This is a genomic window from Roseibaca calidilacus (assembly GCF_001517585.1).
GTDB classification, from domain to species: domain Bacteria; phylum Pseudomonadota; class Alphaproteobacteria; order Rhodobacterales; family Rhodobacteraceae; genus Roseinatronobacter; species Roseinatronobacter calidilacus.
Map to the genome: position 1 here is coordinate 356,449 of NZ_FBYC01000004.1, position 26,933 is coordinate 383,381.

30 protein-coding genes are annotated in these 26,933 nt (G+C 61.5%); 15 read left to right on the plus strand and 15 right to left on the minus strand.

What is annotated here, in order from left to right; genetic code table 11:
- The first annotated feature begins 26 nt into the window (after positions 1 to 26).
- The 4 genes from cysD (at position 27) to AWT76_RS05215 (ending at position 4,337) form a co-directional block, all read left to right on the plus strand.
- Positions 27 to 962 (plus strand): sulfate adenylyltransferase subunit CysD, encoded by a 936-nt coding sequence (cysD, locus tag AWT76_RS05200; RefSeq protein ID WP_281179116.1) that lies wholly within the window; start codon positions 27 to 29, stop codon positions 960 to 962.
- Positions 962 to 2,860 (plus strand): sulfate adenylyltransferase subunit CysN, encoded by a 1,899-nt coding sequence (cysN, locus tag AWT76_RS05205; RefSeq protein ID WP_072245413.1) that lies wholly within the window; start codon positions 962 to 964, stop codon positions 2,858 to 2,860. The genes cysD and cysN overlap by 1 nt, the downstream gene beginning before the upstream one ends.
- A 77-nt stretch (positions 2,861 to 2,937) precedes the next feature.
- On the plus strand, positions 2,938 to 3,627 hold the full coding sequence (locus AWT76_RS05210; RefSeq protein ID WP_072247478.1) for an SDR family NAD(P)-dependent oxidoreductase: 690 nt from the start codon (positions 2,938 to 2,940) through the stop codon (positions 3,625 to 3,627).
- On the plus strand, positions 3,624 to 4,337 hold the full coding sequence (locus AWT76_RS05215; RefSeq protein ID WP_072245414.1) for an SDR family NAD(P)-dependent oxidoreductase: 714 nt from the start codon (positions 3,624 to 3,626) through the stop codon (positions 4,335 to 4,337). The genes AWT76_RS05210 and AWT76_RS05215 overlap by 4 nt, the downstream gene beginning before the upstream one ends.
- A gap of 4 nt (positions 4,338 to 4,341) precedes the next feature.
- Here the strand turns inward: AWT76_RS05215 and folD are convergent, their stop codons facing one another.
- From folD to AWT76_RS05240, 5 genes are all read right to left on the minus strand, one after another.
- Positions 4,342 to 5,235, minus strand: coding sequence for a bifunctional methylenetetrahydrofolate dehydrogenase/methenyltetrahydrofolate cyclohydrolase FolD (folD, locus tag AWT76_RS05220; protein WP_072247479.1), 894 nt, complete (start codon positions 5,233 to 5,235; stop codon positions 4,342 to 4,344).
- A gap of 17 nt (positions 5,236 to 5,252) precedes the next feature.
- A complete protein-coding gene (locus tag AWT76_RS05225) occupies positions 5,253 to 6,128 on the minus strand; it encodes a bifunctional 5,10-methylenetetrahydrofolate dehydrogenase/5,10-methenyltetrahydrofolate cyclohydrolase (protein WP_072245415.1) in 876 nt (291 codons plus the stop codon).
- On the minus strand, positions 6,125 to 6,436 hold the full coding sequence (locus AWT76_RS05230; protein WP_072245416.1) for a chorismate mutase: 312 nt from the start codon (positions 6,434 to 6,436) through the stop codon (positions 6,125 to 6,127). The genes AWT76_RS05225 and AWT76_RS05230 overlap by 4 nt, the downstream gene beginning before the upstream one ends.
- A 139-nt stretch (positions 6,437 to 6,575) precedes the next feature.
- Positions 6,576 to 8,252, minus strand: a complete 1,677-nt coding sequence (locus AWT76_RS05235; RefSeq protein ID WP_072245417.1) for a formate--tetrahydrofolate ligase — start codon at positions 8,250 to 8,252, stop codon at positions 6,576 to 6,578.
- A 182-nt stretch (positions 8,253 to 8,434) separates the two neighbouring features.
- The gene (locus tag AWT76_RS05240) at positions 8,435 to 9,457 is read right to left on the minus strand and encodes an aspartate-semialdehyde dehydrogenase (RefSeq protein ID WP_072245418.1); all 1,023 of its coding nucleotides are present in this window, start codon (positions 9,455 to 9,457) and stop codon (positions 8,435 to 8,437) included.
- A gap of 134 nt (positions 9,458 to 9,591) precedes the next feature.
- Between AWT76_RS05240 and aroA the strand changes: the two genes are divergently transcribed.
- Positions 9,592 to 10,935, plus strand: a complete 1,344-nt coding sequence (aroA, locus tag AWT76_RS05245; protein ID WP_072245419.1) for a 3-phosphoshikimate 1-carboxyvinyltransferase — start codon at positions 9,592 to 9,594, stop codon at positions 10,933 to 10,935.
- An 82-nt stretch (positions 10,936 to 11,017) separates the two neighbouring features.
- On the opposite strand, the gene AWT76_RS05250 is transcribed toward aroA, so the two are convergent.
- Positions 11,018 to 12,616 carry a phosphoenolpyruvate carboxykinase gene (locus tag AWT76_RS05250; protein ID WP_072245420.1) on the minus strand — a complete coding sequence of 533 codons (1,599 nt, stop codon included), beginning with the start codon at positions 12,614 to 12,616 and terminating at the stop codon, positions 11,018 to 11,020.
- 344 nt (positions 12,617 to 12,960) lie between these two features.
- Between AWT76_RS05250 and AWT76_RS05255 the strand changes: the two genes are divergently transcribed.
- The 6 genes from AWT76_RS05255 to AWT76_RS05280 are packed head-to-tail and all read left to right on the plus strand — an operon-like array spanning position 12,961 to position 17,396.
- Positions 12,961 to 13,659: a response regulator transcription factor gene (locus AWT76_RS05255; RefSeq protein WP_072245421.1), complete on the plus strand. Its 699-nt coding sequence runs from the start codon at positions 12,961 to 12,963 to the stop codon at positions 13,657 to 13,659.
- A gap of 45 nt (positions 13,660 to 13,704) precedes the next feature.
- Positions 13,705 to 15,357, plus strand: coding sequence for a sensor histidine kinase (locus AWT76_RS05260; protein WP_072245422.1), 1,653 nt, complete (start codon positions 13,705 to 13,707; stop codon positions 15,355 to 15,357).
- A gap of 2 nt (positions 15,358 to 15,359) precedes the next feature.
- Positions 15,360 to 15,812, plus strand: a complete 453-nt coding sequence (locus AWT76_RS05265) for an HPr kinase/phosphorylase (protein WP_072245423.1) — start codon at positions 15,360 to 15,362, stop codon at positions 15,810 to 15,812.
- Positions 15,809 to 16,705 (plus strand): RNase adapter RapZ, encoded by an 897-nt coding sequence (gene rapZ / locus AWT76_RS05270; protein ID WP_072245424.1) that lies wholly within the window; start codon positions 15,809 to 15,811, stop codon positions 16,703 to 16,705. The genes AWT76_RS05265 and rapZ overlap by 4 nt, the downstream gene beginning before the upstream one ends.
- Before the next feature lie 9 nt (positions 16,706 to 16,714).
- Positions 16,715 to 17,104, plus strand: a complete 390-nt coding sequence (locus AWT76_RS05275; protein ID WP_072247481.1) for a PTS sugar transporter subunit IIA — start codon at positions 16,715 to 16,717, stop codon at positions 17,102 to 17,104.
- Positions 17,105 to 17,126: 22 nt separating this feature from the next.
- A complete protein-coding gene (locus tag AWT76_RS05280) occupies positions 17,127 to 17,396 on the plus strand; it encodes an HPr family phosphocarrier protein (RefSeq protein ID WP_072245425.1) in 270 nt (89 codons plus the stop codon).
- A gap of 2 nt (positions 17,397 to 17,398) precedes the next feature.
- Here the strand turns inward: AWT76_RS05280 and AWT76_RS05285 are convergent, their stop codons facing one another.
- Genes AWT76_RS05285 through AWT76_RS05295 form a run of 3 tightly spaced genes read right to left on the minus strand, consistent with a single transcriptional unit; the run spans position 17,399 to position 19,703 of the window.
- Positions 17,399 to 18,508, minus strand: a complete 1,110-nt coding sequence (locus tag AWT76_RS05285; protein WP_072245426.1) for a CaiB/BaiF CoA transferase family protein — start codon at positions 18,506 to 18,508, stop codon at positions 17,399 to 17,401.
- Positions 18,509 to 18,513: 5 nt separating this feature from the next.
- Positions 18,514 to 19,167 carry a DsbA family protein gene (locus tag AWT76_RS05290; RefSeq protein WP_072245427.1) on the minus strand — a complete coding sequence of 218 codons (654 nt, stop codon included), beginning with the start codon at positions 19,165 to 19,167 and terminating at the stop codon, positions 18,514 to 18,516.
- Positions 19,164 to 19,703, minus strand: coding sequence for a DUF721 domain-containing protein (locus AWT76_RS05295; RefSeq protein ID WP_245638775.1), 540 nt, complete (start codon positions 19,701 to 19,703; stop codon positions 19,164 to 19,166). Before AWT76_RS05295 ends, AWT76_RS05290 begins: the two co-directional genes overlap by 4 nt.
- Positions 19,704 to 19,793: 90 nt before the next feature.
- Between AWT76_RS05295 and AWT76_RS05300 the strand changes: the two genes are divergently transcribed.
- The 4 genes from AWT76_RS05300 (at position 19,794) to AWT76_RS05315 (ending at position 22,943) form a co-directional block, all read left to right on the plus strand.
- Entirely contained in the window at positions 19,794 to 20,828 is a 1,035-nt protein-coding gene (locus AWT76_RS05300) for an A/G-specific adenine glycosylase (RefSeq protein ID WP_072245428.1), read from the plus strand.
- 108 nt (positions 20,829 to 20,936) lie between these two features.
- Positions 20,937 to 22,040 carry an alkane 1-monooxygenase gene (locus AWT76_RS05305; protein WP_072247485.1) on the plus strand — a complete coding sequence of 368 codons (1,104 nt, stop codon included), beginning with the start codon at positions 20,937 to 20,939 and terminating at the stop codon, positions 22,038 to 22,040.
- Positions 22,041 to 22,070: 30 nt separating this feature from the next.
- Positions 22,071 to 22,439: a thiol-disulfide oxidoreductase DCC family protein gene (locus tag AWT76_RS05310; RefSeq protein ID WP_072245429.1), complete on the plus strand. Its 369-nt coding sequence runs from the start codon at positions 22,071 to 22,073 to the stop codon at positions 22,437 to 22,439.
- Positions 22,440 to 22,514: 75 nt separating this feature from the next.
- On the plus strand, positions 22,515 to 22,943 hold the full coding sequence (locus AWT76_RS05315; protein ID WP_245638776.1) for a hypothetical protein: 429 nt from the start codon (positions 22,515 to 22,517) through the stop codon (positions 22,941 to 22,943).
- Between the two features lie 76 nt (positions 22,944 to 23,019).
- Here AWT76_RS05315 and AWT76_RS05320 read toward each other — a convergent pair whose 3' ends face one another.
- The 6 genes from AWT76_RS05320 to AWT76_RS05345 all read right to left on the minus strand — a co-directional run bounded on the left by AWT76_RS05320 (position 23,020) and on the right by AWT76_RS05345 (position 26,709).
- Complete coding sequence (locus AWT76_RS05320) at positions 23,020 to 23,391, minus strand: hypothetical protein (RefSeq protein ID WP_072245431.1); 372 nt, start codon at positions 23,389 to 23,391, stop codon at positions 23,020 to 23,022.
- Position 23,392: 1 nt separating this feature from the next.
- Positions 23,393 to 24,376, minus strand: coding sequence for a phage protease (locus tag AWT76_RS05325; protein WP_072244191.1), 984 nt, complete (start codon positions 24,374 to 24,376; stop codon positions 23,393 to 23,395).
- Entirely contained in the window at positions 24,373 to 24,990 is a 618-nt protein-coding gene (locus tag AWT76_RS05330) for a phage virion morphogenesis protein (protein WP_072245432.1), read from the minus strand. The genes AWT76_RS05325 and AWT76_RS05330 overlap by 4 nt, the downstream gene beginning before the upstream one ends.
- Positions 24,991 to 25,002: 12 nt before the next feature.
- Entirely contained in the window at positions 25,003 to 25,920 is a 918-nt protein-coding gene (locus AWT76_RS05335) for a Mu-like prophage major head subunit gpT family protein (protein WP_072244193.1), read from the minus strand.
- The gene (locus AWT76_RS05340) at positions 25,917 to 26,372 is read right to left on the minus strand and encodes a hypothetical protein (RefSeq protein ID WP_176699293.1); all 456 of its coding nucleotides are present in this window, start codon (positions 26,370 to 26,372) and stop codon (positions 25,917 to 25,919) included. The genes AWT76_RS05335 and AWT76_RS05340 overlap by 4 nt, the downstream gene beginning before the upstream one ends.
- A gap of 142 nt (positions 26,373 to 26,514) precedes the next feature.
- Entirely contained in the window at positions 26,515 to 26,709 is a 195-nt protein-coding gene (locus AWT76_RS05345) for a hypothetical protein (protein WP_072245433.1), read from the minus strand.
- Positions 26,710 to 26,933 lie beyond the last annotated feature (224 nt).

Here is a 26,933-nt window from a genome sequence, read left to right on the forward strand (position 1 = left end):
GGGTTTGGGCAAATTAGCGCAAGGTTATCCAATATCCAAGCCCAACTGGCGGAGCGGATATGACCCAAACGAATTTGACCCACCTGCAACGGCTGGAAGCCGAAGCCATCCACATCATGCGCGAGGTTGTCGCAGAGGCCGAGAACCCGGTCATGCTGTATAGCGTCGGCAAGGACAGCGCTTGCATGCTGCATGTTGCGAAAAAGGCGTTCTTTCCTTCGCCGCCGCCCTTCCCGCTATTGCATGTGGATACGACATGGAAGTTCAAGGCCATGTATGCCATGCGCGAGGCCGCCGCGCGCAAGGCCGGGATGCAACTGATCGTGCACCAGAACCCCGATGCGCTGCGCCAGGGTATCAACCCGTTCGACCATGGCGGCCTGCACACCGATATGTGGAAAACCGAAGGGCTGAAACAGGCGCTGGACCTGCACGGGTTTGACGCCGCTTTCGGTGGCGCGCGCCGGGACGAAGAAAAGAGCCGCGCCAAGGAACGCATTCTCAGCTTCCGCACCGCCGCGCATCGGTGGGACCCGAAAAACCAGCGTCCAGAGCTTTGGCGCAACTACAACGCCCGCAAGGCCAAGGGTGAATCCATGCGTGTCTTTCCGCTGTCGAACTGGACCGAGTTGGATATCTGGCAGTATATCCACTTGGAAAACATCGACATTGTGCCGCTGTATTATGCCGCCCCGCGCCCGACCGTGGAACGCGACGGCATGCTCTTGATGGTTGATGACGACCGCTTCCCGCTGAACGGCGAAGAACCCGTCATGCGCTCTGTCCGGTTCCGCACCTTGGGCTGCTACCCGCTGACGGGAGCCGTGGAATCGACCGCGACGACCTTGCCGCAGATCATTCAGGAAATGCTGTTGACCACCACGTCGGAACGGCAGGGTCGCGCCATTGACCATGACCAAGCCGCGTCGATGGAAAAGAAGAAGCAGGAAGGGTATTTCTGATGTCCGATATTTACCAAACCGACGCGCTGATTGCCGAAGATATTGATAAATATCTGGAAATTCACCAGCACAAGACCATGCTGCGCTTCATCACCTGCGGATCGGTCGATGACGGCAAATCGACCCTGATCGGGCGCTTGCTGTATGACAGCAAGATGATTTTCGAGGATCAATTGGCCACGCTGGAAGCCGACAGCAAGCGTGTTGGCACCCAAGGCGAAGGCATTGATTTCGCGCTGTTGGTTGACGGTCTGGCGGCGGAACGCGAGCAGGGCATCACCATTGACGTGGCGTATCGTTTCTTTGCGACGGAAAAGCGCAAGTTCATCGTGGCCGACACGCCGGGCCATGAGCAATACACCCGCAACATGGTCACCGGGGCGTCCACCGCCGATCTGGCCGTCATCCTGATCGACGCGCGCAAAGGCGTGCTGACCCAGACGCGGCGGCACAGCTACCTTGCCCATCTTATCGGCATTCGCAACATCGTGCTGGCCGTGAACAAAATGGATTTGGTCGGCTATGACCGCGCGAAATATGACGCGATTGTCGCCGACTACCGGGACTTCGCCGAAAGCATTGGCATAACTGAATTTACCGCGATCCCGATCTCGGGGCTTGCGGGCGATAACATCACCACCCGCAGCGACAACACACCGTGGCATGACGGCCCGGTCCTGCTAGAGCATCTGGAAACGGTCGAACTGAACCAATCGGTCGAACAAGACAAACCCTTCCGCATGGCCGTGCAATGGGTGAACCGCCCGAATCTGGATTTTCGTGGCTTTTCCGGCACCATCGCCACTGGCAGCGTGGCTGTGGGCGACAGCGTGCGCGTGCTGCCCTCGGGCAAAACATCGACCATTGCGCGGATCGTCACCATGGATGGCGATCTGCCGCAAGCGGTGGCGGGCCAAGCGGTCACGCTGTGCCTGAGTGATGAAATCGACTGTTCGCGCGGCCAAACCATCTGTGCGGCGCAGACCCCGGTTGAAGTGGCTGACCAGTTCGAAGCGACCGTGATCTGGATGGACGAGGTCGAAATGACCCCCGGTCGTGCCTATTGGCTGAAACTGGGGCCGCAAACCGTCAGCGCGACGGTGGCGCAGCCCAAGTATCAGGTCAATGTCAACACGATGGACCATTTGGCCGCCAAAACGCTGGACCTGAACGCGATCGGCGTGGCGAATGTGACTGTCGACCGCGACATTCCGTTCGTGCCCTATGAGGGGAGCCGCGACCTTGGCGGGTTCATCCTGATCGACAAGATGACCAACCGCACCGTGGGGGCCGGGTTGATCCATTTCTCGTTGCGCCGGGCGCAGAATATTCACCGGCAAGCGACCGATATCAGCCGCGAACATCATGCCAGCATGAAAAACCAAAAGCCAATGGTGCTGTGGATGACGGGCTTGTCCGGGTCGGGCAAATCCACCATTGCGAATCTTGTGGAAAAGAAGCTCGCACGGATGAACCGTCACACCTATCTGCTGGATGGCGACAATGTGCGCCACGGGCTGAACAAGGATCTGGGCTTTACCGATGCCGACCGGGTAGAAAACATCCGCCGTGTGGGCGAGGTGGCCCGCCTGATGACCGATGCCGGCCTGATCGTGATCACAGCCTTCATCTCTCCTTTCCGGTCGGAACGCGAGATGGTGCGCAGCATGATGCAGCCGGGAGAGTTCATGGAGATATTCATCGACACCCCGCTGGCAGAGGCGGAAAAGCGCGACGTGAAGGGGCTGTATGCGAAGGCCCGCGCCGGGCAGTTGAAGAACTTCACAGGCATCGATTCGCCCTACGAGCCGCCGGAAGCGCCGCAGATCCGCATCGACACCACGCAGTTGAGCGCCGGAGAAGCCGCCGATCTGATCGTCGCCAAGCTGATTCCGTGACAGGCTTGTGATCCGGCCCGCTCTTGCTGGGCCGGGCCGCACCTTGTAGCGACATGAAGGCGCAGCAAGGGGCAAATATGGTGTGGTTCGTGACCGGGGCCTCGTCCGGCTTGGGGCTGGAAATGGTTCGTATCTTGGCGGCGCGGGGTGACACCGTGCTGGCCTCGGGGCGTCGCGCGCTGGCTGAACTGCCCGCAGATTTCCCCGATTGCGCTTATCTGCCCTGCGATCTGGCGGATTTGGCCGCCGTCATGCAACTGGCCGAGTGGGTTGCGGGGCAGGGGCCGCTGCACGCCGCGGTTCTGAGCGCGGGCGCGGGGTTTTACCGCCCCTTGGCGCAAGAAACCCCCGATGCGATGGCTCGCGTGCTGGCAACTAACCTGAACGCCAATATAACCCTTGCCCATGCGCTGCACCCGGTCTTGTCCGGCGGTAGGCTTGGTCTGATCGGGTCCGTGGCGCATAAGGGCGCGGCGGGAATGCCCGTCTATGCCGCCAGCAAGGCCGCGCTTGACGGCTTCGGGCGCGCCTTGGCAGAGGAATGGCGCGGGCGGACCACGGTGCGCGTGTTGCACCCCGGCCCGGTCGCGACCGGTATGTCTGCGCGCGCCGGGCGCAACCCCGATTTCGCAGACCGCCTGTTCCTGCCGCCGCGCCAGACCGCTGCCGCGCTTCTATCCGCGCTTGGCGCCCCGCGCGGCGCAGACAGGCAAACCGTGTCCTTCCTGCGCGTGGGCTTGCACCGGCTGGTGAAGGGGGCGGCATGAAGGTTCTGATAACTGGCGGGGCCAGCGGGTTTGGCGCGGCTGTGGCCAGCGCCTGTGCGGCGCGCGGCGATATCGTGTATGTGCTGGATCGGGTGCCGGGGCCGGGTGTTTTTCACGCCCATGATATGGCCAGCCCAGACCTCGCCGCATGGGCCGCGCTGGCGGATTGGCTGGCCGCGCAGGGGCCGTTTGACCTTGTGGTGCTATCCGCCGGGATCAGCGCCACCGGGCGGTTCGAAGACATCCCGTTGCAGGACCATCACAAGGTCACGGCAGTGAACTTGGCAGGTGTGATCCGGCTTGTGCAGATGCTGGAGAAAGACGCGCTTGCCCCCGGCGCGCGGCTGGTGTTCATCGCGTCGCTATCCTGCTTTACCGGCTATCCGGGTGCCGCCAGCTATGCGGCCAGCAAAGATGGGCTGGCCGGGTTCGCGCGCAGCTTGCGCGCGCCAATGCGCAAACGCGGGGTGCGCGTGCAACTGGCTTGCCCCGGCCCGATGGACACGCCCCATGCGACCCGCTACGCGCCCGAAGGTTCCAGTGCCAAGGGGCGCATGTCGCCCGAGCGCGCCGCGCAGGCGGTGCTGCGCAGTCGTAGTTTTGTTGTTGTTCCCGGCCTCGGTCCGAAGCTCGCCGTATTGGCGGGGCGCGTGGCCCCGCAAAGCATGACCCGACTGATGGGTCGGGTCTTGTTTTCCAAGCTGAAATAGGCGCTTAGGCGGTCAGCCCTTCGGGTTCGGTCAGCCCATTGGCGCGGCAGCAGGCGGTGACGGTATTGGCCAGCAGGCAGGCAATTGTCATCGGGCCAACACCGCCGGGCACGGGGGTAATGGCCCCGGCGACCTTGGCGCAGCTTTCGAAATCCACATCGCCCACCAGCTTGGTCTTGCCCTCGGCTCCCTCGACCCGGTTGATTCCCACGTCTATCACGGTCGCGCCGGGTTTCACCCAATCGCCGGGGATCATCTCGGGGCGGCCCACGGCGGCGACCAGAATATCGGCGCGGCGGCAGACATCGGCCAGATCCTTGGTGCGCGAATGCGCAATCGTGACCGTGCAGCTTTCGCCCAGCAAAAGTTGCGCCATCGGCTTGCCCACGATATTCGAGCGCCCGACCACCACCGCGGTCATCCCCGACAGGCTGCCATGATGGTCGCGCAGCATCATCAGGCAGCCCAAGGGGGTGCAGGGCACCATGCTTTTCTGGCCCGTGCCCAACAGGCCGACATTCGAAATGTGAAAGCCATCGACATCCTTGGCCGGGACAATGCTGTTGATAACAAGGTCCGAATCCAGATGAGCGGGCAGCGGTAACTGCACAAGAATACCATGAACTTTGGGGTCGGCGTTCAGCTTGGCGATCAGCGCCAGCAGATCGGCCTCTGATGTGTCTACATCCAGCTTATGTTCGAAAGATGCCATTCCGGCTTCGACTGTTTGTTTGCCCTTGGACCGCACATAGACCTGGCTTGCCGGGTCTTCACCGACCAGAACCACCGCCAGACCGGGCACCAGCCCATGTTCTTCACGCAGCCGCGTGACATGATCCGCAACCTTGGCGCGCACACGCGCGGCAAAGGCTTTTCCGTCAATCAGGGTGGCAGACATCATGCTCTCCTTGCTGGTCAACCGGCGGCGTAGCTTGCCGCATAATGGTCCCGCTGCATCTGCGCCGCCAGAACCGCGTTCTTCAACAATGTTGCGACCGTGACCGGGCCAACGCCGCCGGGAACCGGCGTGATCCAGCCCGCGACCTCGGCGCAGCTGTCGAAATCGGCATCGCCCACGGTGCGGCCATCGACCCGGTTTATCCCGATATCAATCAGCGCTGCGCCGGGTTTCAACATCTCTCCTGTCACCAGACCGGGGCGGCCCACGGCCACGAAAACGGCATCGGCGCGGCGCGAATGCACCGCCACTTGCCGCGTCATGTGGTGGCAGACGGTGACCGTCGCCCCCAGCCCCATCATCAGAAAGGCAATGGGTTTGCCCACGATCTCGGAATGGCCGATAACGACAACGTCCAACCCTTCAACCTGCAAGGGAAGGGTTTTCAGCATCTCGACCGCCGCAACAGCGGTGCAGGGGCCAAGCGCAAGATCGTTATAGACGATATTGCCGATCGATGCGGGGTGCATCCCCTCGACGTCTTTCAGCGGATGCACCGCCTTTTGCAGTGCCTTGACAGGGATATGCGCGGGCAAGGGGCGCTGGATGATAATGCCATGCACGCGCGGATCGCTGTTCAACCCGTTCAGAACACCGGTCAGTTGCTCCAGCGAAATCTCGGCCGGGTAGGTGCGCTGCTCGAACTCCACGCCAGAGGCTTCGGCCTGTTTTTGCTGGTTGCGCACATAGAGCGCCGAGGCCGCCCCATCGCCCACAGTGATAGACACCAGCTTGGGGGCCCAGCCACTGCGATCCAACTCGGCAACATCGCGCGCCACCTCGTCGCGCATGGCCTGTGCAATGATTTTCCCGTCAATCAGCGTGGCGGTCATTCGCAGCCCTTTTCGTTGCGTCCCAAAACCCGTTCCTCGCGGGCGATGGACCAGTCAATCAGTTCAGACCACAGCGCGCGCGCCAGCGCCGGGTCCAGCCCATTGGTTTGGGAGTGTGATGTGACCTTGTCCAGAACATCATTCACCCTTGCGTCAATCCGTGCGGGCAGCCCTTCGCCCGGTTTCAATTCTATGGCCCGGTCGATATGCTTGGCGCGCAGCGCAAGCAACGCGACAAGCTCTTTGTCAATCTGGTCGATCTGAGCGCGAAGTTGCGCCATATCGGTGCAGGTTTTCGGGTTGAGCATTGCAGTTGGCCTTTATGAACGGATCATGCCCTGCTGTCCTAGACCGGTCATGCTGCAACTGCAAATGTGGAAATACGGGATGGCGGGCGGGGCGACGCCGGGCCGCACCGGCCCGGCGAGCGGCGTCCCGTCATTCCTTTTAGAATAGCCCCTCGATCAGCCCTTCCTCATTGAAGCGAATGCTCTCGGCCGCCGGTTTGCGCGGCAGGCCCGGCATGGTCATGATCTCGCCGCAGATCACCACGATAAAGCCCGCGCCCGCCGATAGCCGCACTTCGCGCACTGGCACCGAATGGCCCGTGGGCGCGCCGCGCCGGGTTGGGTCGGTGGTGAAGGAATATTGCGTCTTGGCCATGCAAATCGGCAGGTTGCCATAGCCTGCCGCTTCCCATTCTTTCAACTGCGCGCGGATTTTGTCATCCGCCAGCACATCATCGGCGCGGTAGATACGCCGCGCGATGGTCTGGATCTTGTCGAACAGCGGCATCTCGTCGGGGTAGAGCGGGGCGAATTGCGCTTGGTCGGCATCGGCCAGTTCCGCCACGCGGGTGGCCAGTTCCGTCACCCCTTTGGACCCTTCGGCCCAGTGGCGGCACAGGATTGCTTCGGCGCCTTGTTCGGCAACGTAATCCTTCACCGCCTGCACCTCGGCTTCGGTATCGCTGTGGAAATGGTTGATGGCGACCACCACGGGAACACCAAACCCTTTCACATTCTCAATATGGCGGCCCAGATTCGGGCAGCCTTTTTCCACTGCACTTACATTTTCCGAACCAAGGTCAGCTTTCGCCACGCCGCCGTTCATCTTCATCGCGCGCACGGTGGCCACGATCACAGCAACCGACGGGGCCAGCCCTGCTTTGCGGCATTTGATGTCGAAGAACTTCTCTGCGCCCAAGTCCGCACCAAAGCCCGCTTCGGTCACGACGTAATCGGCCAGCCCCAGCGCGGTTTGTGTTGCCACCACCGAATTGCAGCCATGCGCAATATTGGCAAACGGGCCGCCATGCACGAAGGCGGGATTGTTTTCCAGCGTCTGCACAAGGTTGGGCTGCATCGCGTCTTTCAACAGCACGGTCATCGCGCCTTCGGCCCCGATATCGCGGCAGGTGATGGCTTTCTTCTCGCGGGTATAGGCCACGACAATATCGCCCAGACGGCGTTGCAGATCGTCCAGATCGGCGGCCAGGCACAGGATCGCCATGACCTCGGACGCCACGGTAATGTCAAAGCCGGTTTGGCGCGGAAAACCGTTCGACACGCCGCCAAGGCTGACCACCATATCCCGCAGCGCGCGGTCATTCATGTCCATCACCCGCCGCCAGACAATGCGACGTTCGTCGATGTCCAGCGCGTTGCCCCAGTAAATATGGTTGTCGATCATCGCCGACAGCAGATTATGGGCCGATGTGATGGCGTGGAAATCGCCAGTGAAATGCAGGTTCATGTCTTCCATCGGCACGACTTGCGCCATGCCACCGCCCGCAGCACCCCCTTTCATGCCGAAGTTTGGCCCAAGCGAGGCTTCGCGGATACAGATCGCCGCTTTCTTGCCGATTGCGTTCAGCCCATCGCCCAAGCCCACGGTGGTGGTGGTCTTGCCTTCGCCCGCAGGGGTCGGGTTGATCGCGGTCACAAGGATCAGCTTGCCACGCTTGGCCGCGCGCGCCTGCGCCACGAATTCTTGGCTGACCTTGGCCTTGTCATGCCCGAAGGGCAGCAGATGTTCGGTCGGAATGTCCAGTTTCGCGCCGATCTCTTGTATCGGGCGTTTCTGCGCCTCGCGGGCGATTTCGATATCTGTCTTGAAGCTCATGTGTCCCCCCTGCGGTATGGTGTCGCGTTCTGCTATGGCTATATCGGGGCCGCGCGGGTCGAACAGGGGCGATTGCGACAGTTTTGGCGTCAGTTCCGCCGTGGTGGTTTTCCGCTATGCGGCCACGCAGGAAAAAGGCGCGGGGGTCGCGCACCCCGCGCCTTGATGTCATCTTGAACAGATCAGCCTTTTTTCAGGCAGCGCTGTCCCAGCACTTCGGCAATTTGCACCGCGTTCAGCGCAGCCCCTTTGCGCAGGTTGTCCGACACGCACCATATGTTCAGGCCATTGTCGATGGTGCTGTCCTGCCGGATGCGGCTGATATAGGTCGCATATTCGCCGACGCATTCAACCGGGGTGATGTAGCCACCCGCTTCGCGCTTATCGACCACCAGAATACCCGGCGCTTCGCGCAGGATGTCGCGGGCCTCGTCTTCGTCCAGAAAATCCTCGAATTCGATATTGATCGATTCCGAATGGCCGACGAAAACCGGCACGCGCACGCAGGTTGCGGTCAGCTTGATCGAAGGGTCCATGATTTTCTTGGTTTCCGCGACCATCTTCCATTCTTCCTTGGTCGACCCATCGTCCAGGAACACGTCGATATGCGGGATCACGTTAAAGGCGATCTGCTTGGGGTAAACGCTGGGCGCCACTTCCTGACCGGGCACGAACATGCCCTTGGTCTGGTTCCACAACTCATCCATGGCTTCCTTGCCGCTGCCCGACACGGATTGGTAGGTGCTGACAACGACACGCTTGATGCGCGCACGGTCATGCAACGGCTTCAGCGCCACGACCATCTGCGCGGTCGAACAATTGGGGTTCGCGATGATGTTCTTCTTGGTGTAGCCGTCGACGGCGGCGGCGTTCACTTCGGGCACAACCAGCGGCACGTCGGGGTCGTAGCGATACAGCGACGAATTGTCGATCACCACGCAGCCCGCCTTGGCGGCCCGGGGCGCGTAGGTTTTGGTGGCTTCGCCGCCAATCGCAAACAGCGCGATATCCCAGCCGGTGAAATCGAACTGTTCCAGATCCTGACATTTCAAAGTTCGATCGCCAAAGCTGACCTCGGTCCCTTGCGACCGGCGCGAGGCCAGTGCCGCGATCTCATCGACCGGGAACTCGCGCTCTGCGAGGATATTCAGCATTTCGTGGCCCACATTGCCGGTGGCACCAACGACGACGATCTTATAGCCCATGTCGGTCTCCTATTGACAGGTTCGGCGGCACATACCGCATTCGCGCGGCAAGGTATAGTGGGCGGTGTAGGTTATGGACGGGGCAGGCGGGTTGCGTTATCAGCCCCGCAAACCGTCTTTCGAAAGGTTGCCCCATGTCCGGCCACGGCCCCGCGATCCCCATGACCGCCCGCAAATCCGGCCCGCTTTCGGGCGTGGCAGAGGTGCCGGGCGATAAATCCATCTCGCACCGCGCGCTGATCTTGGGTGCGCTTTCGGTGGGCGAAACCCGCATCACCGGGTTGTTGGAAGGCCAAGACGTGCTGGACACCGCGAGCGCCATGCGCGCCTTCGGGGCAGAGGTGATCCAGCATGGCCCCGGCGACTGGACGGTGCAGGGCGTGGGCGTTGGCGGCTTTGCCGAACCCGACCGCGTTATCGATTGCGGCAATTCCGGCACTGGCGTGCGCCTGATTATGGGGGCGATGGCCACGACCGCGATCACGGCCAGTTTCACCGGCGATGCCAGCCTTGTGAAACGCCCAATGGGCCGCGTGACCGACCCGCTGGCACTGTTTGGCGCGCAGGCGGTGGGCCGCGATGGTGGGCGCTTGCCGATGACGGTGGTTGGCGCGGCGAACCCCGTGCCGGTGCGCTACCGCGTGCCCATGCCGTCTGCACAGGTGAAATCGGCAGTGCTTTTGGCCGGGTTGAATGCGCCGGGGCAAACCGTGGTCATCGAGGGCGAGCCGACCCGCGACCATACCGAGCGGATGCTGCGCGGGTTCGGGGCAGAGCTGACGGTGGAGGATACGGATGAGGGCCGCGTCATTACCCTGACCGGCCAGCCCGAATTGACTGGGCAGGATGTGGCTGTGCCGCGTGACCCAAGCTCTGCCGCCTTTCCGGTTTGCGCGGCGCTGATGGTGCAAGATTCGAACATTTTTGTGCCTGGTATTAGCCAAAACCCCACGCGAAATGGCATTTTCCTGACATTGCAGGAAATGGGTGCCGATCTGGTTCTGGAAAACCCGCGCGAGGAAGGGGGCGAGCCTGTCGCCGATCTGCGCGTGCGGTTCGGTGCGCTGAAAGGCATCAACGTGCCGCCCGAACGCGCCGCCAGCATGATCGATGAATACCCGATCCTTGCCGCGCTGGCCGCGACCGCCGAAGGCGTGACCGTCATGACCGGCATCAAGGAATTGCGTGTCAAGGAATCCGACCGGATCGACGCCATGGCGCGCGGCTTGGAAGCCTGCGGTGTGCGCGTGGACGAAACCGAGGATAGCCTGACCGTTTATGGCATGGCGCAGGTGCCGGGCGGGGCGACCGTGGCCAGCCATCTGGACCACCGCATTGCCATGGCGTTCCTGTGTCTGGGGATGGTCAGCGCCAAACCGATCACGGTCGATGACGCAAGCCCGATTGCCACGTCCTTCCCGGTGTTTGAAGGGCTGATGACCGGGCTTGGTGCCAACATCATTCGCGCGAACCGGTAACGCACGATTGTCCAAGCGCTTGATATAAGAAACCCCGGCAAACCATAGGGCTGCCGGGGTTTCTTTCAGTCGATTCCTGCAATCAGCCGATCGCGGCCTCTTTCACCGTGTCGTCAATAAAAGGCACATATTGCGCGAAATTCTCGGCGAACATCTCGACCAGTTTGCGCGCTTGGGCGTCATAGGCTTCGGGGTTGTCCCAAGTGCGGCGCGGGTCCAGCAGCACATCGGCCACGCCGGGCACCGACACTGGCACCATGAAGCCGAAATTCTCATCGCGGCGGAATTCGACATCCTTCAATGATCCGTCCAGCGCGGCTGTCAGCAGCGCCCGTGTGGCCCGGATGGGCATACGAGAGCCGGTGCCATAGGCCCCGCCTGTCCAGCCGGTATTGACCAGCCAGCATTCCGCGCCGAACTGGTCGATCTTTTCTTGCAGCAGCTTGCCATAAACTTCGGGGCGGCGCGGCATGAACGGTGCGCCGAAACAGGTGGAAAATGTCGGTTGCGGTTCGGTGACACCTTGTTCGGTCCCCGCCACTTTCGAGGTGAAGCCCGACAGGAAGTGATACATCGCTTGTGCCGGGGTCAGCCGTGCAATGGGCGGCAGCACGCCGAACGCGTCGCAGGTCAGCATGATGACGTTTTTCGGCACCCCGCCCAAAGACGTTTCGGACGCGTTCGAAATTGCATCCAGCGGGTAGGCCACGCGGGTATTCGCGGTCAGGCTGTCATCCTCGAAATCCAACTCCAGCGTATCGGGATCGTGGACCATGTTTTCCACGACCGACCCGAAACGGTGGGTCGTGGCGTAGATTTCGGGTTCGGCTTCGGCATTGAGGTTGATGGTCTTGGCGTAGCAGCCGCCCTCGAAGTTGAAGATGCCGCTGTCGGACCAGCCATGTTCGTCATCCCCGATCAGAATGCGCGCGGGGTCCGCCGACAAGGTGGTTTTGCCGGTGCCCGACAGGCCAAAGAACACGGCCGCATCATCCGGGTTGCCAATGGCGTGGTTGGCCGAGCAATGCATTGGCATGATGCCTTTCTGGGGCAGCAGGTAGTTCAGCAGAGTAAAGACGGACTTCTTGTTCTCGCCCGCATAGGCGGTATTCGCGATCAGGATCAGCTTGCGTTCGAAATCCAGCGCGATCACGGTTTGCGACCGGCAGCCATGGCGGGCCGGATCGGCCTTGAAGCTGGGGCAATTGATGATGGTGAATTCGGGCACGAAGCTTTCCAGCTCTGCGGCTTCGGGGCGGCGCAGCAGGTGGCGGATGAACAGCCCATGCCATGCCAGTTCCGTCACGACACGAACGTCCAGCCGATGCGCGGGGTCAGCGCCGCCATACAGGTCTTGCACGAACATGTCGCGGCCCTGAACATGGGCCAGCATGTCCTGATACAGCCGCTCGAACGCGTCAGGGTCCATGGGCGCATTATTGTCCCACCAGATTTCGGATTCCACGCTGGGGCGGCGGACAACGAATTTATCCTTGGGCGAGCGGCCCGTATGCGCGCCAGTCGTGGCCAAAAACGCGCCACCCAGACCCAGCTTGCCCTCGCCACGCGCGATGGCTTCGGTCATCAGCGCGGGTTCCAGCAAGTTGTAATACGCCCGCGCAACGCCGATGATGCCTTGATCTTCCAAGCGTTGGTTCGGGTTTACGCGGGGGTGTGACATGGGTGCCTGCTCCATCTGGCGTAAGGAAATGCTGCGCAAGGGCTGCGCAATAGCTTGATACGCGGCGCCGCGGCAAGCGCGACTGTCCACGCATTGGCTTTAACACCACGATTGAGGCGATTCATAGGCGAGATTGTTGCCGTTAGCGCAACCAACCCAAAGTTAGCGCAATATCAATCTTTGGCATGCACGATCCTGTTGCAGATCGGCATGTCTGCCGAGGCGAATCGGGCTGTAAAGGGGGTATTGCACAATTTTTGTTGCACGGAACGCTGATTTCGGCATAGTTGTGGCAAAAATAAGGCAAATTCGCCAGGCTAGAGCAGTGAAAAAAGGACAGGCAGATGTCGAAAATCGCATTGGTTGATGATGACCGCAACATTTTGACCTCAGTGTCGATTTGCCTGGAAGCCGAAGGGTTCGAGGTTGAGACATATAATGACGGTCAACAAGCCTTGGATGCGTTCAATCGCAAATTGCCGGATATGGCCGTGCTGGACATGAAGATGCCACGCATGGATGGCATGGAATTGTTGCAACGGTTGCGTCAGAAAACCCAGATGCCGATCATATTCCTGACCTCGAAAGATGATGAGATTGACGAGGTGCTTGGCCTGCGCATGGGGGCGGATGACTATGTCAAGAAGCCGTTTTCGCAGCGCTTGCTGGTCGAACGCATCCGCGCTTTGCTGCGCCGCAAACAGGCCAATGAAGGTGTGGTTGAAGCGGGCGAGGAAGCCAAGATCCTTGTGCGGGGCAACCTGGAAATGGACCCGCTGCGCCATCAGGTGAAGTGGAAAGGTGAAGATGTCACCCTGACCGTCACCGAATTTTTGCTGCTTCAAGCGCTTGCGCAGCGCCCCGGTGTTGTGAAGTCGCGCGATCAATTGATGGACGTGGCCTATGATGACCAAGTCTATGTTGACGATCGCACGATCGACAGTCACATCAAGCGTTTGCGCAAGAAGATGCGTTCGGTTGATACTGAATTCTCGTCGATCGAAACGCTGTATGGGATCGGTTACAAGTATAACGAAGCGTGACGCAACGCTTGTGACGCACGTTGTCGGGCAGGTGACGCCGTGAAAATGGACGTAGTGACAGCGCCGAATGACGTTGTACTGGGCGATGACTGGATCGGCCCCGGCGATGCCGTTGAATCCGAAGTCCGCGCCACGCGCGCACGGCGCGGGCTGCTGAGCATCTCAAGCTCGCCGTTGGCGCGCAAGATCACCTTGTTCAATCTGCTGGCCTTGATCATCTTAGTGGGCGGAATTCTGTTCACCAATCCATTCCGCGACTCGCTCTTGCGCCAACAGGAAGAGATGTTGGGCACCAGTGTGCAGATCGTGGCCGATATTGTGGCGGCTGCGGGCGGGGTCGAACAATCGGCGCAGGTCGTGGCGCAGCGCATTGCGCTTGATGAGCGCTTTGAACTGCTGTTCTTTGACGCGGCGGGCCAGCAACAGGCGCGCACGCGCGGCGCGCTGCCGCCGCCACCGTCAGAGGTGCCGGACCGCTCTACCGCGATCAGCGATATCTTGGGCGGTATCTGGAACAGCGTGTCTTTCCTGTCACGCGCCACCGGGATAGACCCGCAGCCCGCAACGCTTGATGAATTGCTTGACGATCTGGTTGCGCGCAATCTTGATGGCACCCCTGCCGCGCATACGCATCGCAGCGACGATGTGATGTGGATTGCCGCAAGCGCGCCGGTCAAGGTGAACGGGCAGGTGCAAGGCGCTGTCGTGATGTGGCGCGACGCCGCTGATACCGCACGCCTTATGCGGTATGACCGGGAACAGGTCTTGCAGTTTTTCCTGATCGCGTTGGTCGTGTCTATTGGCCTGAGCTTTGTGCTTGCGTCGACAATCGCCAATCCGCTGGCCGATCTGGCCGTGGCGGCAGAGCTTGGCAAGAACCGCGATGCCCGCAAGTCGCGGCCCGGTCGCGTGCGCATCCCCGATCTGACAGGCCGCCCCGACGAAATTGGCGATTTGTCGCGCGCCATGCGTGGCATGGTTGGCGCGCTTTATGATCGCGTCGAAGCGAATGAACAATTTGCCGCCGATGTCGCGCATGAAATCAAGAACCCGCTGGCCAGTTTGCGATCTGCCGTCGGAAGCCTGCGCATGGCCAAGCGCGAAGATCAGGTGCAGCGCCTGCTTGATGTGGTCGAGCATGATGTCCGCCGGCTGGACCGGCTTGTGTCGGACACCTCGAATGCGTCGCGCTTAGATGCAGAACTGGTGAAGGAAGAGGAGGAGGAATTCGACCTCAATCAGTTGCTAGAGAACCTGTGCGAGCACCTGGCCTCTGAGGCCGAGGAAAAAGGTGTCGAGTTCGTCAAGCTGTTGCCGGAAGAACCGGTCATCATTACCGGCCTGGAATCGCGCTTGGCGCAGGTTTTCGTCAATCTGATTACCAACGCGATTTCGTTTTGCGAAGATGGCGATGCGGTCCGTGTTTGGGCGCGCAAGCGGGCCGACCGTGTGCTGATCGTGGTTGAAGATACCGGGCCGGGCATTCCGGATAACGCGCTGAAGAAAGTGTTCAAACGCTTTTATTCCGAACGCCCCGTCCAGCAATTCGGCAACCATTCCGGGCTTGGTCTGGCGATTTCGAAACAAATTGTCGAAGCGCATCAGGGTGTGATCTGGGCCGAGAATATTCGTCTGCCCGATGCAGAGCCAGACAGCCCCCCGCTTGGCGCACGCTTTGTCGTGGGCTTGCCGCTCTGACCATGGGGCAGGCGACGGTTCACGCCAGCACGGTTGCCTTCGACTTGCCAGATGGTCCCCAAGCGCTGGTGTTAAGCGGGCGCTCCGGAAGTGGAAAATCTGCGCTGGCGCTGGACCTGTTGGCCCTTGGTGCGCGGCTGGTCAGCGATGACCAGACCGTGTTTCACGTGGAAGGGGATCGGTTGATCGCTTCGGCCCCACCTGCGATTGCCGGATTGATCGAATGGCGGGGCGTCGGTTTGTTGCCTGTCGCCCATTTGGCGCAGGCGCCCGTCGTGTTATGGGTAGACATGGACAATTCCGCTCAGAACCGCCTGCCCGCGCCGCAATGGCACGAAATGCTTGGCTTGCGGGTGGCGCGGCTTCACATCCCCGCCAAGGGGGCTACCGCATCGGGCCTTCGGCAATACATGTTGGGGCAAGCATGGATCACAGGATGCGAGAACATGAGATGACCGATCCTGCGCAAACTGCGGCGCGGCTGGTTCTGGTGACTGGCCCGTCCGGGTCCGGGCGTAGCACGGCGCTCAAGGCGCTGGAGGATATCGGCTTTGAAGCGATCGACAACATGCCGTCGTCGCTGGTGCCGCGGCTTGTGCGCGCGCGGTTGGAGCGTCCGCTGGCTTTGGGTCTGGATACGCGCAACCGGGATTTTTCCGTCAATGCGCTGTTGCGCCTTGTCGAGGAATTGGCAAGCCTGCCCGATACGGTGTTCGACCTGCTTTACCTTGATTGTGCGGAAGATGTCCTGATCCGGCGGTTTGCGGAAACGCGGCGGCGCCACCCGCTGCGGCCCGATTTGCCGCCTGCCGATGGGATTGCCCTAGAAGCGCGCTTGCTGGAAGCGGTGCGCAGCCGCGCGGACATGCTGGTCGACACATCGGCCCTAAGCCCGCATGATCTGCGCGCAGAGATTGTTCAACTTTTCGCCCCGCAAGGTCGCGGGGCGATGGGCGTGCAGGTGCAGTCTTTTTCCTACAAGCGCGGCATTCCGCGCGGCGTGGATATGGTGTTCGACTGCCGTTTTCTGAACAATCCGCACTGGCAACCGGATTTGCGCCGTCTCGATGGGCGCCACCCGGCCGTGGCAGAGTTCATCATGCAAGACAGCCGCGCGCAGCCGTATTTTGAGAAGATACACGCTATGGTGGATAGCTTGCTGCCTGAATTCGCCAAAGAGGGTAAACCGCTGGTCATGCTGGCGCTTGGGTGTACGGGCGGGCAACACCGCTCTGTCGCAATGGCCGAAAAACTGGCAAATGCGCTTGCACGGGGACCATGGCGCGTGTCTAAACGTCATAGAGAATTGGAACGCAAGGCCGGGATGGAACCCCCGGCAAACGAGTAGGGTTTGGGCGTGATCGGGATCGTGATCGTCGCGCATGGCGGCTTGGCACGCGAATATCTGGCTGCGATCGAGCACGTGATCGGCAAACAAACCGGCATGGTGGCGATTTCCATAGAATATGACCATGACCGCAACGCCAAGCAAAACGAGATCACGGCCGCCGCCGAAGCGGTCGATACCGGGCAAGGGACGGTCGTTGTGACGGATATGTTCGGTGGCTCGCCTTCGAACCTGTCGCTGCCCGCCTGCGCGTCGCCAAACCGGCGCATCCTGTATGGGGCGAATTTGCCGATGCTGATAAAGCTGGCAAAATCGCGTGACCTGTCCTTGCCAGAGGCGACCGCAGCGGCGTTGGAGTCGGGGCGCAAATACATCAACTCTATCGAGTTGGGAAACTGATACGACATGGACGACAGGCCGCATGATTGAACAAGATCTTGAAATCGTGAACGAAAAGGGGCTTCATGCCCGCGCATCGGCGAAATTCGTGGAAGTGGTCGAGCGATTCGAGGCCGATGTCGAGGTCATGAAAGACGGCATGAGCGTGCCGGGCGATTCCATCATGGGTTTGTTAATGCTGGCGGCGTCGCGTGGCACCTCGATCAAGGTAAAAATCTCTGGCGCGCAAGAGGCAGAGGTCATGGACGCCCTCGCCGCGCTCGTGGCCGACAAGTTCGGCGAGGGGATGTAGCCCTAGTCGTCCTGCCCCAGCATGGGGGCGGGGCGCGCGGCGGGGGGATCGGCAAGCTGAAATGGCGCGCGCACCCCGGCAAGCCCGTCCATGTCCAATCGTAGCCCACGGGCTTGGACCTGCGGATCGGCAAAAACTTCTGCCATGTCATTGATGGGGCCGGCGGGCACGCCATGCGCCTCGCAGGCTGCAAGCAGCGCAGCTTTGGTCCAGCCCATGGTTTCGGCGCACAGCGAATCGGACAGGTCCGCACGGCGCGCCACGCGGTCTGCATTGGTGGCGTAATCGGGGCTTTCGCCCAGATCGGGCCGGGCCAAAAGCGCGCAAAGCCGCTGGAACTGCCCGTCATTGCCGGTGGCAATGATGATATGCCCATCGGCGCAAGGCACAACCTGATAAGGTGCCAGATTGGGGTGGAAATTGCCCAAGCGCCCCGGTGCGCTTCCGGTCGCAAGGTAGTTCATCGCCTGATTGGCCATGACGGACACGGCGCAATCCAGCAGCGCCATATCTATATGTTGCCCCCGGCCCGTGCGGTGGCGTTCCTGCACCGCCGCCAGAATAGCCGTGCTGGCATAAATGCCGGTAATGATATCCGTCACGGCCACGCCCACCTTGTAGGGTGGCCCATCATCCGGACCTGTGATGGACATCAGCCCCGACATGCCTTGGATGATGTAATCATACCCCGCACGGTGGGCATATGGCCCGGTCTGTCCGAACCCTGTGATAGAGCAGTAAATAAGGCGCGGGTTCAGCGCCGACAGGTTGGTATAATCCAGCCAGTATTTGGCCAAGCCGCCGACCTTGAAATTCTCGATCAGGATATCGGCATCGGCGGCCAGCGCGCGCACCTTGGCGCGCCCTTCCTCGGTGCGGAAATCGGCCGTCACCGATGCTTTGCCACGGTTGGTGGCGTGGAAATACGCGGCCTCTTGGCTACCATCGGCGCGGGTCACAAAGGGCGGCCCCCAGCGGCGGGTGTCGTCGCCTTCGGGTGCTTCGACCTTGATGACCTCTGCACCCAGATCGGCCAAGGTCTGCCCCGCCCATGGCCCGGCGAGGATGCGCGCAAGTTCCACAACGCGCAGCCCTTGCAATGGTCCCGGCACGGGGCTTAGCCGTCCAGCTTTTCGTTTAGCACGCGGGCGAATTCGTCATAGGGCATGTTTTCATATTGCTGCCCGTTGATCATGAATGTGGGCGTTGCGCGAATATTGTCGGCCTCGGCATTGGCTTGGTAGAACTCTGTCAGCTCCAGTGCCGTGTCGGCATCTTCCAGACAAGCGCTTAGCTCTGCATCGTTCATGCCAGCCCTGCGGCCAAGGCGGCGCAGGTTGTCGGCCACTTGCGCGGGGTCATTCGCGCCCGCCCAATCGCGCTGTTGTTCATACAGCATCTCGACAATACCGTGGTAACGCGCGCCGCCGCCACAGCGCGCGACCATGCCCGCCCACAGGCCGTAGCGGTCGAAATACACTTCGCGCTTGATGTATTGAATGCGTCCGGTGTCGATGAATTCTTCTTTCAACTGCTCATAGGGGCCTTGGTTGAAGGTCGCGCAATGCGGGCAGGTGAAAGACGAATATTCCACCACCGTGACAGTTGCATCGGGGTTGCCCAGCGGAAAATCCAGCTCTTGCGCCTGAACCGGGCTTGCAGCGGTGCTGGCGGTTTCGGTCGCAGCAGGCGCGGATTGCGTGCTATACCACCAGCCGCCCGCGCCCAAGGCAGCGGCCACGGCAATCGCAGGCAGGACGAATTTGTTCATCGGGTCTTTCCTTGTGTTCGCTCGTGTTTGCTTAGGACATTCGTGGCCAGACATTCAAGCGCTGCGCGCAAGGCGTCGTCCGCCACATCGTTGGTGACGGCGCGGGCCTGCGTCACGACCTGCGGGGCGGGCGCTTTTGGCACGGGCTTGGGCGCAGGTGTGAATTGGGCCTGCCCTTCGGCAAAGCCGGTGGGGGCGGTCTGGGTGATCGTGATGCGCGAAATCGCGTTGTAGCCGTAGCAGGCATTCACCTTCTCGCGCAGGCGCGGAAGCTGCATTTGCACCATGGGGGCCGCCGGGCCAGTGGTCAGCAGGGTCAGCGTGGCGCCGAAACCGCCCTTGGCATAGCCAATCTTGACGGGCCGCGCGCAGGCGGCAATCTCTGGCCCCGCAATTTCTGACCAATGTGTCAGCAGGCGCGACACGGCAAAGCCGCGCGCTTCGCCCACCTTGCGAATTTGCGCGCCCAGCAGGCTGGAAGCTGCCTGAAAACCACGGGCCTTGCGCGGGGGCATTTGCGAATTTGGGGGCGGCATTGCGGTTGTCTCCTGTCTGGCGCAGTTTATCCTTCTGGGCGCGCGTGGCCAGAGGGGGACGCGGCATTTCTGTGGGATGGTGCGTCAAAGATGCGTGACAACAAGACGATGGCAGCGCAATTGCTGGCTTGGTATGACCGCCATGCCCGCGCATTGCCGTGGCGTGTGCCGCCCAATGGCGGGCAGGCGGACCCGTATCGTGTCTGGCTGTCCGAGGTGATGTTGCAGCAAACCACGGTTGCCGCGGTAAAAGCGTATTTCCACCGCTTTACAACGCGTTGGCCCACCGTGCAGGCATTGGCCGCGGCGGAAGATGCCGATGTTATGGCCGAATGGGCCGGGCTTGGGTACTATGCCCGTGCGCGCAACCTGCTGAAATGCGCGCGGGCCGTGGCAGAACTGGGGGAGTTCCCCGACACGCGCGCGGACTTGCAAAATTTGCCGGGGATCGGCCCCTATACCTCTGCCGCGATTGCCGCCATTGCGTTCAACCGTGCCGAAACCGTCGTGGATGGCAATGTCGAACGCGTTATGGCGCGGATATTCGATGAGCACACGCCGTTGCCCGCCGCCAAGCCGGTTCTGACCGGGTATGCCGCGCGGCTGACGCCCGACCAGCGCCCCGGCGACTATGCGCAAGCAGTGATGGATCTGGGGGCGACCATTTGCACGCCCCGAAACCCCGCTTGCGGCATTTGCCCTTGGCGCGGGCCATGTGCGGCGCGCGCGAATGGCACCGCGCCGGACCTGCCGCGCAAAACGCCGAAAGCGGCAAAGCCTGTGCGCTTCGGGATTGCCTATATCGGGCGGCGCGCGGATGGCGCGTGGCTGCTGGAACGCCGCCCGCCCAAGGGCCTGCTGGGGGGCACGCTGGGCTGGCCGGGGACCGATTGGGCCACGTCCGACCCGATTGATGCCCCGCCCATCCTCGCTGACTGGCGCGCGCTGGATGCAGAGGTCCGCCACACCTTCACCCATTTCCACCTGCGCCTGTCGCTGCGGGTAGCTGCTCTGCCCATGGATGCGCCCGGCAATTTCGTTGCCCCAGCGGCATTCAACCCGCGCGATCTGCCCACGCTGATGCGCAAGGCCCATGCCTTGGCCGCGCCTGTGCTGGGTGTATGATGTCGCACCTGTTGGGGGCTGTATTGGATTGAAAGTTGCGCTATTTTCGCGCCAAAACATGGGGTTCCCCGCGTGACACCAGACCAGTTCCGCCGCTTTTCCGCCGCCATGCCGTTTTGGGCCTCGCTCGGGTTCGTGCCGCTGATTGCGGTTGCGGCCATGCAGGGCGGTTGGTGGCTGCTTCTGATGCCGATCTATGGCTGGGGCGTGTTCACCGCGATGGATTTCCTGACGGGCCTGAACCTTGACAACCCCGACACCGAAACCCCGCTGAAAGACCTGTTCTGGTATCGCGCGATCACGCTTGTCTGGTTCCCGGTGCAATTCGCGGTCATTTTCGGAACGCTCTGGTGGGTTGCCGCGACCGACCATCTGCATTGGTTCGAAGAATTGTCGCTGATGTTCGGCGTGGGTGTCATGTCGGGGGTTATCGGGATCGTCTACAGCCATGAATTGATGCACCAGAAAACGAAGCTGGAACGCTGGCTGGGCGATTTGCTGCTGGCCTCTGTGCTCTATAGCCATTTCCGGTCGGAACATTTGCAGGTCCATCACCGTTATGTCGGCACCCCGCGCGACCCTGTGACGGCGCGTATGGGAGAGGGCTTCCAGGCCTATTTCTGGCGGGTTTTGCGCGATTGTCCCGGCTCTGCCCTGCGGGCCGAAGCGGCGATGCTCAAGCGCAAGGGCGTGAGCGCGTGGCATGGCTCTAACCCGTTCTGGCGCTATGCTGCGCTGCAAGGGGGGATGCTGGCGCTGGCGTTCATTATCGCGGGTTGGTGGGGGGTGGCCTTGTTCGCATGGCAGGCGCTGATTGCAATCTGGCAGTTGGAACTGACCAACTATATTGAGCATTACGGCCTGACCCGGCGTTATATCGGGGACGGAAAATACGAACCCGTCCGCCCGCATCATAGCTGGAATGCCGCGCATAAAGCGTCAAACTGGTTGATGATTAACCTGCAACGCCACTCGGACCACCATTTCAAGCCAGACCGCCGTTTTCCGCTGCTGCAAACCTATGACCGCGAAGATGCGCCGCAACTGCCCTATGGCTACCCTGCACTGACCACGCTGGCCATGGTTCCGCCGCTATGGCGGCGCTTCATGGACCCGAAAGTGCGCGCGTGGCGGCGGCAATTTTACCCCGATATCGACGACTGGTCGCCCTATGACCGCCATGCGACACCCTGGCCCAAGAGTGCTGCTTGAGCGGGCGGGGCAGGGCGCTACCTGTGCTGTATGACCGAGATTTTGTATAACGGGCGCTGCCCGATCTGTTCCGCAGAGATCGCCCATTACCGCGCCCGCGCAGCAGCAACAGGGGCGGATCTGCATTTCACGGATCTGAACACCGCGCCGCTGGATGGCTGGGGTATCAGTGCCGATCAGGCCATGCGCCGCCTGCACGCGCGCCATGACGGGCGCATTCTGTCGGGCTTTCCGGCGTTCCTGCTGATCTGGCAAGCCCTGCCGCGCTGGCGGTGGCTGGCAAGGCTTGTCGGTCTGCCCGGTCTGCGAAGCCTGGTCGGGATCGTCTATGACAAACTGGCCGCCCCGATCCTGTATCGTTTGCATCTGCGTCGCGAGGCGCGTCGCAAAGCCTGTTGACCCATTGCCGTGCCGCTTGATGTTGTGCCTGCGGCGCGTTAACTTTTCGTTAACCTTTGTTAACGGAAGCGCATCATGGGCGAATTGGAACTTGCCGCCATTCTTTGCACCTTTCTTGGCGGCAGCGAAGCCGAAACGCGCAAGTATTTCGACACTTACGAGATGACGCGTCATATCCGGGTGGATTGCGAAACCGATTCTCATGTGATCGAGGTCGCACTTGATGGAACCTCCTCGGCGCGCGACAGCGTGCATCAGGCGCTATTTGCCGCGCATCTGACCGGCAAGGAACCCACCGTCATCATGATAGACAGGGACGGCTATGTCGGCCGCTTCGAATATGAAATGCGCCCTGTCACCAGAGCCGCCGGAGTGACTTATATTCGCTGCGCGAAAGATGTGATCCTGCGATGGGCGGCCACCTCTGGGCTGCGTGACATACCGCGTGATCCCACCGCCGATGACATTGTACTGGTACTTACCATTCTGCACTGGCACCAATGAAACTGCACTGAGGTGGCCGGGATTATCTTGGACGTGATGGCATCTGGTGGGACTGGATGCCGTTTTCGAACGCCGGTTACAGGCCGTTTAACTGCCGGTTGAGGGTGCGTTTCAGACCGCCGATCCGGTGCGCGTAGCGATGCAGACCACTGCGGCTTGGAGCCTTGTCACCGAAGCGCGCGCGACATTCTTCGGCCAGCGCGCTGAAGGTCATCGTGCCGATCCGGGCATTGACGAACGCCAGAACCTCCGCATTCCGCATGGCCATAGGCATTGCTCCACCCTTCCGGGGGAGGCTGACCAGCGTGGCGCGGATGCGATCTTCGCCCCAGGCATCGGAGCCGAAGCGGGCCGCACATTCCTGGGCGATTTCAGCATGGCAAAGGCCAGCGGGCTGAACGATCAGCCAACTGGCAATCTCCATGTCCCTCGCGCCGAAGGTGGGCATGTCAGCCGCCTTCGCGCTGAAGCGTCTTGCGGAACGCCTCTTGCGACACGCCCAGGCGCGACAGGATTTCCTGTTCATCACCCGTCCCGCCGCTGGTCATGAGGGCCAGCTCTTGCCGGTCACGGGGTAGACCGCGCCCCGCGATCTGACTGCCGGGGGTCAGAACCGGCACCATCTGGCGGGCGAACTCGTCAAACCGTTCCGGGTTTTCACGGCAAAGGGCGAGGCCCCATTCGCGCAGGTAGGGCGGCAACTTGCCCGAGGTGATTGCGCCATCCACGGCGGCAAGCGCCTTGCCTTCGGCTTCGCGCGCCCGTGCCCGGTTCAGTTCAAGCGCCAGCTCCATCGTGCCGCCATCCGTCTCCTGACGTTGCTGCGACGGCTCCGGCGCAGGCTCGCTTTCACGATTGACCAGGGCCGACACCGCTTGCAGCAACGCGTCATCCGCGATGTCCTCCGGCAAGGCCAGCATCTGGATGAGCTGCCCGCGCAGATCAGCCGCCGCCAGTTCGGGCGGATCAGCCGGTGGGTTTTCCTGACTGGCGAGCGCAGTGAGTTGAAGGTTGGGGTTGTTCGTCAACGCGGCGCGGTGAAGGCGCATGATTTCTCCTGTGGTCTTGTGGAACGTGAAGACAGGGCTGAGGAACCGGTACTCCTTGCTGGCAAGATGCTGGCGCGCCTTGTCGGTCCATTCGACACGTCCCCAGATGCCCTGGGCATCGGCCTTCAGTTCCTTGATCCAGCCCGCCGCCGGAGCGGGCTGGCCGTTTTTGGTGGCGTGGTCGATCTGGTGTTCATAATCGACCGGCAAATCCATGCCGAGCTTGCGGGTCGCAGCGATGATGTCGGCGGCATCGCGCACCATGTAAGGGCCGCGCCCATCGCGCCCGTTGAAGGTGCCGAGAGGCAGAAGGTGAACCCAGTCTTGCGCCTGGCCGGATGTGGCCAGCTCGACAGACCAGGCGGACTGGTGAATGGAAGTCATCGGCGAAGCCCTTCTGTGATGTGGTCGTTGACGATGCGCCCGATTTCCTGCCGGTTTTCCTCGTTCAATCCGAGGAAGGGACGCGCGGGAATTGTGACCTGACGGCCCCGGCCCGCTTGTCCGCCCATCTGGTGAATGCGCGCATAGGCGCGGTTCGTCCCGACCGCGACTTGCGAATGCGAGGCGCTGTAGCTCAGGGAGCCATAGAGGTGACCACGGTCGCGCAACTTCTTTGCCCCGGCACCGCGCCGCAAAAGGGTGGCGGTGGAATGGCCCGCCCATCCGGTTCCATCCGGGGCGGTTTCGCTTTCGAAATTGCTTTCGACCTCAGACTGAAGATAGCTGCCGATTTCCTGGAACACCGACTGCATGTTGGAGCCGCGTTCCGCAAGGCGTTGCAGCGCAGCCATGAAGCCGTCTCTATCGACCACCTGGATAATCATCTGACGGTCGCCCTGGGCGATGCGCCCCAGTTCGACCAGGCCACCCGCAACATCGCCTCCTATGGCACCGGCTTCAACATTGCGGCCGCCCCGACCGGCTTGGCTTGCACCGCGCCGCGCCCCGCCGCCCGCCATCGCCCGCAGAACGACACCCAAGATCGGCCCTGCCATGGCGTATCCCCCTTATGCTGCCAGATGCGACGTGACGATCAGCTTGGCGCTGTCTGCCCATTCGTTGGTCACGGCAACATGCTGCCCGCCCACCTCGACGATGGTGGAGCCGTTCTTCAGAAGCCGAAGCGCCGCACCTTCCAGTTCCGGCGGAACAACCAGGGCCGTGGGGCGCACGTTCAGAAGCTGGCCGTGATCCCCGCGCAGGGTCATCATCGCCGTGCGGGCCGCTTCGTAATTGTCCTTGGTCAGATCGGCTTTGCTGGCATAGGCCAGTTGCCACAGGCCGAACCCGGCATTGACGCGCGCCCGTACCCCGTAGATGTATTCGTCGCGCATGAACACATGCTCATCGTTGTCGCGGTCCAGGGCGGTGAACTTGTAGGGCACACGCTCCTGCCAGATGATCGGACGCACTGCGCGGCTCAGATCGAGAAGATACCAGGCAGGACCACTGCCCGCCTGCATGTTCGAAACACTGACCTCTTCGCCCTGGGCATTCGTGCCCAGGTGATCGGTATCGAAGAAATATTGACCATCATAGCAAGCCGTGCTGAAGCCGTTGGCCAGAAGGCGGAATACCAGCTCGTTGGGATGGTCGCGCGCTTCGCGGCCCATTTCCGAGATCATCGGCCCGAAGACACCATAGGTGTCATCTTCGAGAGCATCACGCGGCACGGCGATGGTGCTTTCGAACTTGCGGTTCTTGATGCGCCAGTCATGCACCGACAGGTTGCGGATGACGCGATCACCAATCCACTCGCGCAGGCGCGGGAAGCTGCCCAGCCATCCGTAGATTTCTTCGGCGTTCGAACTGGGCACCCGCATGGTGATCTCTTCAAAGTGGCTTGGCGCATTGTCGAACGCCTCGTTGAAGACGGTCTGGAAGCCACGGAAGACGGTGGAAAGGTTTCCGGAATTGACGATCATTGCTCGAACTTCTCTTTCGATTTGGGGTTCTGGGGGCGATGCGGCAGGGCAACGCCCGCTTCACGCATGGTGCAGATGGTACGGCGCGCGGTTCTGCGGCTGACGCGCGTCAGCTTTGCGATTTCGACCGTGCTGAGGGTGGTGTTGACGATCAGGCGACGGATACGGATAGCCTGCGCATTCTTGCTCGACATGGCCCCGTGCGGGACTTCGACTGCACCGCTTCCATATTTGGTGATCAGCCATTCCAGCACATCCCGACCAACCAGCTTGCTCACGGGATGGTCATCGGTGGCCTTCAGCGGAACGAACAATTCTCCGCCGCCGAAGTTCTCAAGGAAGAGGCGGGCGGCATGCTCCCCGAACCGCTCAGCAAGCTCGACCTCCATGTACGTGACATAGAGACCGAGCTTTCGCCTTTCGGCGATGGAAGGGTATTCGTTGGAAAGCACTGGTGCCGCCCGCCTCGCTTGCATGATCATCAATGCAGGCGACGCTATCCGGACGTATGTCCCTGATCACCCCGGACAGCGTTCCGGTTATCGTGCTGTGGGTGAATGAAGGTTGCCCCGGACTGGACTGGGCGGCGGCGGGTCAACTGCCGCCGCTTTCCTTTTCCCGGCGCTCCTGAAGTGCGACCAGCGCCGCGCGCAAGCCTTCCAGGGCGGGCAACAGGAAGAACTTGCAAAACAGCCCCACCAAGACCCATGCAAGCATCAGCGCCGCGAACGCAATCCCGAGAAGCGCGCCGATGCCGAAGAACAGTAAAAAGGGTCCGAAGGCTTCCATCTGTGATCTTTCTGTCAGCGGTCAGGATAGGCGGAACACGGCGCGCATTTCAATGCCCATCGAAGGCCGCACCCAAAACGCCCCACAGACCCCCCTTAAACGCGTTTAACAGGCGTTTAAGAAATTTCTGGCGGTGAGGGGTGCCGAGAGACAGGAAGCCGCTCAGCGGGCCGCTGAGGGGCTTGGAGCAAAAAAGGGGCGATGCCGCGCACCGCCCCCTTCAA

Coding starts and splice junctions, on each gene's coding strand:
- cysN (WP_072245413.1), top strand. CDS start 962: ATGTCCGATATTTACCAAACCGACGCGCTGATTGCCGAAGATATTGAT.
- AWT76_RS05265 (WP_072245423.1), top strand. CDS start 15,360: ATGGGGCAGGCGACGGTTCACGCCAGCACGGTTGCCTTCGACTTGCCA.
- AWT76_RS05320 (WP_072245431.1), bottom strand. CDS start 23,391: ATGCCCACCTTCGGCGCGAGGGACATGGAGATTGCCAGTTGGCTGATC.
- AWT76_RS05280 (WP_072245425.1), top strand. CDS start 17,127: ATGATTGAACAAGATCTTGAAATCGTGAACGAAAAGGGGCTTCATGCC.
- AWT76_RS05295 (WP_245638775.1), bottom strand. CDS start 19,703: ATGCCGCCCCCAAATTCGCAAATGCCCCCGCGCAAGGCCCGTGGTTTT.
- folD (WP_072247479.1), bottom strand. CDS start 5,235: ATGTCTGCCACCCTGATTGACGGAAAAGCCTTTGCCGCGCGTGTGCGC.
- AWT76_RS05215 (WP_072245414.1), top strand. CDS start 3,624: ATGAAGGTTCTGATAACTGGCGGGGCCAGCGGGTTTGGCGCGGCTGTG.
- AWT76_RS05310 (WP_072245429.1), top strand. CDS start 22,071: ATGACCGAGATTTTGTATAACGGGCGCTGCCCGATCTGTTCCGCAGAG.
- AWT76_RS05305 (WP_072247485.1), top strand. CDS start 20,937: ATGCCGTTTTGGGCCTCGCTCGGGTTCGTGCCGCTGATTGCGGTTGCG.
- rapZ (WP_072245424.1), top strand. CDS start 15,809: ATGACCGATCCTGCGCAAACTGCGGCGCGGCTGGTTCTGGTGACTGGC.
- aroA (WP_072245419.1), top strand. CDS start 9,592: ATGTCCGGCCACGGCCCCGCGATCCCCATGACCGCCCGCAAATCCGGC.
- AWT76_RS05240 (WP_072245418.1), bottom strand. CDS start 9,457: ATGGGCTATAAGATCGTCGTCGTTGGTGCCACCGGCAATGTGGGCCAC.
- AWT76_RS05335 (WP_072244193.1), bottom strand. CDS start 25,920: ATGATCGTCAATTCCGGAAACCTTTCCACCGTCTTCCGTGGCTTCCAG.
- AWT76_RS05225 (WP_072245415.1), bottom strand. CDS start 6,128: ATGACCGCCACGCTGATTGACGGGAAAATCATTGCACAGGCCATGCGC.
- AWT76_RS05210 (WP_072247478.1), top strand. CDS start 2,938: ATGGTGTGGTTCGTGACCGGGGCCTCGTCCGGCTTGGGGCTGGAAATG.
- AWT76_RS05230 (WP_072245416.1), bottom strand. CDS start 6,436: ATGCTCAACCCGAAAACCTGCACCGATATGGCGCAACTTCGCGCTCAG.
- AWT76_RS05315 (WP_245638776.1), top strand. CDS start 22,515: ATGGGCGAATTGGAACTTGCCGCCATTCTTTGCACCTTTCTTGGCGGC.
- AWT76_RS05330 (WP_072245432.1), bottom strand. CDS start 24,990: ATGGCAGGGCCGATCTTGGGTGTCGTTCTGCGGGCGATGGCGGGCGGC.
- AWT76_RS05300 (WP_072245428.1), top strand. CDS start 19,794: ATGCGTGACAACAAGACGATGGCAGCGCAATTGCTGGCTTGGTATGAC.
- AWT76_RS05325 (WP_072244191.1), bottom strand. CDS start 24,376: ATGACTTCCATTCACCAGTCCGCCTGGTCTGTCGAGCTGGCCACATCC.
- AWT76_RS05260 (WP_072245422.1), top strand. CDS start 13,705: ATGGACGTAGTGACAGCGCCGAATGACGTTGTACTGGGCGATGACTGG.
- AWT76_RS05345 (WP_072245433.1), bottom strand. CDS start 26,709: ATGGAAGCCTTCGGACCCTTTTTACTGTTCTTCGGCATCGGCGCGCTT.
- AWT76_RS05290 (WP_072245427.1), bottom strand. CDS start 19,167: ATGAACAAATTCGTCCTGCCTGCGATTGCCGTGGCCGCTGCCTTGGGC.
- AWT76_RS05255 (WP_072245421.1), top strand. CDS start 12,961: ATGTCGAAAATCGCATTGGTTGATGATGACCGCAACATTTTGACCTCA.
- AWT76_RS05250 (WP_072245420.1), bottom strand. CDS start 12,616: ATGTCACACCCCCGCGTAAACCCGAACCAACGCTTGGAAGATCAAGGC.
- AWT76_RS05235 (WP_072245417.1), bottom strand. CDS start 8,252: ATGAGCTTCAAGACAGATATCGAAATCGCCCGCGAGGCGCAGAAACGC.